This window comes from Ruminococcus sp. 1001136sp1_2201st1_G3_2201SCRN_220225, from assembly GCF_040924365.1.
In the GTDB taxonomy this organism is placed as follows: domain Bacteria; phylum Bacillota; class Clostridia; order Lachnospirales; family Lachnospiraceae; genus Blautia_A; species Blautia_A faecis.
This window is the reverse complement of the sequence record NZ_JBCOME010000103.1, coordinates 1-5,301: the sequence shown is the minus strand read 5'-3', so window position 1 is coordinate 5,301 and position 5,301 is coordinate 1. Positions and strand designations below refer to the sequence as shown.

At 39.8% G+C, this 5,301-nt stretch carries 5 protein-coding genes; 4 read left to right on the top strand and 1 reads right to left on the bottom strand.

The window, feature by feature from the left end:
• The first annotated feature begins 363 nt into the window (after positions 1 to 363).
• From AB5642_RS19455 to AB5642_RS19440, 4 genes are all read left to right on the top strand, one after another.
• Positions 364 to 486, top strand: a complete 123-nt coding sequence (locus tag AB5642_RS19455; RefSeq protein WP_002323371.1) for a hypothetical protein — start codon at positions 364 to 366, stop codon at positions 484 to 486.
• A gap of 79 nt (positions 487 to 565) precedes the next feature.
• Complete coding sequence (locus AB5642_RS19450) at positions 566 to 2,194, top strand: recombinase family protein (RefSeq protein WP_173718298.1); 1,629 nt, start codon at positions 566 to 568, stop codon at positions 2,192 to 2,194.
• A 51-nt stretch (positions 2,195 to 2,245) separates the two neighbouring features.
• Positions 2,246 to 3,001 carry an N-acetylmuramoyl-L-alanine amidase gene (locus tag AB5642_RS19445; protein WP_173718299.1) on the top strand — a complete coding sequence of 252 codons (756 nt, stop codon included), beginning with the start codon at positions 2,246 to 2,248 and terminating at the stop codon, positions 2,999 to 3,001.
• Between the two features lie 90 nt (positions 3,002 to 3,091).
• Positions 3,092 to 3,688 (top strand): YdcF family protein, encoded by a 597-nt coding sequence (locus AB5642_RS19440; RefSeq protein ID WP_330590207.1) that lies wholly within the window; start codon positions 3,092 to 3,094, stop codon positions 3,686 to 3,688.
• 123 nt (positions 3,689 to 3,811) lie between these two features.
• Here the strand turns inward: AB5642_RS19440 and AB5642_RS19435 are convergent, their stop codons facing one another.
• Positions 3,812 to 5,098, bottom strand: a complete 1,287-nt coding sequence (locus tag AB5642_RS19435; RefSeq protein ID WP_173718300.1) for an HlyC/CorC family transporter — start codon at positions 5,096 to 5,098, stop codon at positions 3,812 to 3,814.
• Between the last annotated feature and the right edge of the window lie 203 nt (positions 5,099 to 5,301).

Below are 5,301 nucleotides of genomic sequence, written 5' to 3'. Positions count from 1 at the left end.
TTTTACATGAAAGCAACACGCTTTCGCCACAGCTCTTTGACAACTGAATAAAGCAGACAGATACGTTTGTGAGATAGTGAGCCACGGGGACTGTACGCCACGACCTTTTCAAAAGAAAGCGAGCGACCCACGCAGTGATCCGAGAGCGACTGTTGGAAAAGTCGTTTTGCCACGACCTATCCTCACAGAATAATGATACGTCCGCATGGTGCGGTTCTGCCCACAAGAATGGGAATAGTTGAGATACTAACGGAGCTTTCCAAAGCCGTCTGTCTGCTTCTGTAACATTGTGAAAAATACGCATATTGGATAAGCCTATGTGCGTATGTTGAGAATAGATAGCTGACTAAGGGGGCTGATAACTTGGCTAAAAAAGAACCTGCACAATATATCGTAGAACGGGAATTTTTAGGTAAATTTTCCGTAGAGGAATTGCTTGTCCGTATCGTGAAATCTCATGTAAAAAAAGGACTATCAAGAGGGTAAAACCCTTGAAAACAATGGAAAGAAGCCGTACTTTATGGTATAATATTATCATAGGTACGGCAGTTGAATAGGTGGAAAAATGATTTATCAAAAAGGTTCAAACTTATTTAACGTAGCTATTTATATCAGATTATCACGAGAGGACGGAGATAAGGAAGAAAGCGATAGTGTAGGAAATCAGAGAAAACTTTTAACAGAATATGTGAATAAGCATGATGACTTTATCTTATATGATGTTTATATTGATGACGGTTTTACGGGAACGAATTTTAATAGACCAGACTTTCATAGAATGATTGCTGACATTGAAGATAACAAGGTAAATTGTGTTGTTGTAAAAGACCTTTCCCGTTTTGGACGAGATTACATTGATACGGGGCGATATTTGGAAAGAATATTTCCAGAGCTTAATGTTCGTTTTATTTCTGTAACAGATAATATTGATAGTATGAAGCAGGCATACGATATGTTACTTCCTATTAAAAATATATTCAACGAACAGTATGCCAGAGATATTTCTAATAAAATTCAAGCGACTGTAAAATCAAAGCAGAAAGCAGGAGAATTTATCGGAGCTTTTACAAGTTATGGTTATAAGAAATCTCCTGCAAATAAAAATAAACTTGTGATTGATGAATATGCGTCCGAAGTTGTAAAAAGAGTATTTACTATGTATGCACAAGGAATAGGAAAACAAAGCATTGCCAAAATACTAAATGCAGAGGGTATCCTTTGTCCGTCGGAATATAAAAAGCTCAACGGCGAAAATTACAAAAATTGCAACCGTTTAGAGAAAACTTCTTATTGGACGTATTCCACGATTAAAGTGATGTTACAAAATGAGCTTTATATTGGAAATATGGTACAAGGAAAGAAACATCAACGTATGAGAAGCAAACAGCGTCCAGTTGAGAAAGAAAACTGGATAAGGGTTGAAAATACACATGAACCGATTATAGACCGTCAACTGTGGGATAAGGTACAAAAACTGCTGACGAAAAAACATAGGGATATTGATTTAGAAACAAATAAAAATATCTTTGCAGGTTTTATCAAGTGTGGCGATTGTGGTCGGGCAATGATGAAAAATTTCTGGCGACGTGCTGACGGAAGTAAGTCCTATTCATTCTATTGTGGAACTTACAAAAGAAGTGGAAAAGATTATTGCACTCCGCACACGCTCCCGTTTCAAGTATTGAATGATATTGTGCTGGGAGATTTAAAGCAGATTATCCGCAATGTAGAGAACTTGCAGGAACTTGTAAAATCACAATCTTTCACAGCAACAAAAATTAGAAAATCAACAGACATAGAATTGACAAAGTTAAAAGCAGAGCTTGAAAGAGTGAAGAAGTTGAAAAAGTCAATTTATGAAGATTACAAAGACGAACTGATTTCTAAAGAAGAATTTCTTTCTTATCGAGAGGACTATCAACAAAAAGAAATGCTTTACTCCAAACAGATTGAAACGCTGGAAGAAAAGAAAAAGGAAAGTGTAACAGAAGATGTTTTTGAAACACCGTGGTTAAGGCGGTTGTTGGAACTGAAAGACATTGAAGAATTAGACAGAGATATTATTGTGGAAATGATAGACCAGATAACAGTTTATGAAAACCGCAAACTTAAAATCTCATACAACTTCGGAAATGAGCTGGAACATTTATTTTCAAGCGTTTACTGTGAGGACTTGGAGAAAAAGGCTATCTAATCTCAATACATTTCTAACTCCCCATATATACTGGGGAATACATATCACAATTTGCGTAAACTACAATCAGCACATGGCGGCAACGACCCGGGAGCGGTATATAAAGGGCGCAGAGAGAAAGATGACAATTTTGCTCTGGCTATGGAGGTTGGAAGAATTCTGTCTGAAAACGGAGTTGATGTTTTATATACAAGAACTACAGATGATTACATTTCTCCTTTTGAGCGGGCAAGGCTGGCAAATGAGGCAAAAGTGGATTTTTTTATCTCTTTTCACAGGAACAGCAGCCCTGAGGTGAATCAGTATAATGGTGTAGAAGTGCTGGTTTATGATAAAAACGGAATTAAGTATGAAATGGCACAGAATATTGTAGGTGCTCTGGGCGAATTGGGATTCCGTGAAATTGGAGTCCAGGCAAGACCGGGCCTTGTTGTGCTGCGAAAAACAAAAATGCCGGCGTTGCTTATTGAAACTGGATTTTTAAATTCTGACAAAGATAATCAGCTTTATGATGAAAAAAATGCTGAGATCGCGCAGGCTATTGCCGGGGCGATTCTTGGAACTCTGGATCAGCAGCAGGGTGAAGAACCTTTGTATTACCGTGTACAGACTGGAGCTTTTCGCAAACGGGAAAATGCGGATCGAATGCTTTACTTGCTTCAGGAAAAAGGTTATCCGGCATATATTTTGCAGGATGGAGAACTTTATAAGGTTCAGGTAGGTGCATTTTTACAGCTGGATAATGCTATCCGTATGGAACAGAAATTGCGGGAGGATGGGTACTGTACGTTGATTGTGACGAAGTGAAAAGAAAGTAGAAAAAAGCAGGAAAAAAAGTTATAATGGAAAATCATAAGTGCAGGGGAAAGTCCTCTGGCAGAAAGAAGGAACAAAAGCGTGAATTATAATGAATTTATGAAAAATGTGGAGGAGTTTGTTTTTGCCGAGAGCCAGCCGGAAAAAGCAGATATCATTTTCGTGCCGGGAAATGGTTTCCCGGATATGGCAGAAAAAGCAGCTTCTTTATATAGAGAAGGATATGCCCCCTATATTTTGCCAAGCGGAAGATACAGTATTACACTTGGCAAATTTGCAGGTGTGCAGTCAAAAAAAGAAATATATGGCGGAGATTATGAGACGGAATGGGAATTCCTGAAAAATGTACTTTTGAAAAACGGAGTTCCGGAAGAGGCTATTCTGATGGAGAATCAGGCTACCTTTACCTATGAAAATGCAATTTTTTCCAGGCAGGTGACAGACCTTCACAAAATTCAGGTGAAAAAAGCGATTCTGTGCTGCAAAACTTACCATGCCAGAAGATCACTGATGTATTATCAGCTTTTATATCCGGAGACGGTAATTATGGTATGTCCGGCCTGCCCGGATGGAATTACCAGGGAGAACTGGAGAGAAACAGAAACTGGTGTGGAGGCTGTTACCGGCGAAATAGACAGGATTGTCAAGCAGTTTTGTTTAATGCTGGGAAATCGGTGAGATAAGAAAAATCCGAATGATCCGTTTTGGAAACATTCGGATTTTTACAATTGAAATCTACCGGAAATACCGGCATTTGCAGGCTTGCAGATTATGAAAAAATCAGCAGTATGACAGATTCATTTATGCGTCAGCAGCTTCTGGATTTTCTTTATGCTCTGGCAGCCAGATATGCACCAGTTCAATACGGTTCTTATCCAGTTCATCTACAACAAGATGCATGCCGTCTTCCAAAGTGACAGATTCGCCCTCGCGTGGGAGGCAGTCAAGCTGTTCAATAATATATCCGCCTACAGAATCGTAGTCCTCTGATTCAAGTTTGGTACCCAGTGCTTCGTTGACATCATCCAGTTTGGCAGAACCAAGAACTTCATACTCCCGTCCAGGCTGAATCTCACGGATCGGTTCTTCCTCATCTTCGTCATATTCATCACGGATTTCACCTACGATTTCCTCCAGAAGATCCTCAAGAGTGACAAGACCGGCAGTGGAGCCGTATTCGTCGAGAACAATTGCAAGGTTTACGGAAGCTTTTCTCATTTCCATCATAAGATCTGTGGTACGCTTATATTCATAAGTGAAATAAGGCTCACGGAGAATCTTACGGATAGAAAACGGTTCATTTTCCGGATAGAGAAGAAGATCCTTAATATTGATAATTCCAATCACATTGTCTGTGTTATCCTCATAAACAGGAAAACGGGTGTGCATATCTTCTTTGAAAATATCCATAAGTTCCTGATAAGTGGAATTCACGTCAATAAAAGTCATGTCAATTCTGGGAATCATTACATCTTTGGCAGCAGAATCACCGAAATCAAACACATTATAGATCATCTGCTTTTCTTCCCGCTCAATAACACCGTTTTCCTGCCCTGCATTTACCATAGAACGAAGCTCATGCTCTGTGATGGTGTCTTTCTTCGCATTGGGGTCAACACGAAGGAGGAAAAGAATGCCGTTAGCCAGTTTTCCCACAATGAAAATAACCGGGGTCAGTACTGTCATAAGCGCATATATAGGTCTGGCATAGGTGAGCGCCAGATCATCCGCTTTCAGTGTGGCAATGGTCTTCGGGGTGATCTCGCCAAACAGAAGTACCAGCAATGTCATAACGCCGGTAGCCACGCCGATATACATGCTTCCAAATACTTTCATGGTAAAAGTGGTAGCAAGGGAAGAGGCTGCAATGTTTACAATGTTGTTTCCGATTAAAATTGTACTGAGCATTTTTCCAGAATTGGAAATTATTTTTTCCAGGATAATGGCTCGCTTGTTTCCCTGTTCAGCCAGGGAATGGATCCGAATGCGGTTGGCAGCCGTCATGGATGTCTCCGCAGAGGAAAAGAAGGCGGACAACAGCACCAGAATCAGTATGGTGACCGCCTGTATAGGGACACTTGAATCCAAACTATATTCACTCCTTTTTTATGTATTAAAAAGAATATACATGATTCAGGCTTAAAATGCAAGGAAAAAGCATTTGAGTTGTTACATTGAGTTGTTACTGTTCAATGGTAACGTTCCGCGAGGTGCTTTTTGTGAACAAAGTTCACAGAAAACCCGAGAATTAAGTTTGCGCAGCAAACGCTACTTCTTGTGCTTGTCACAAG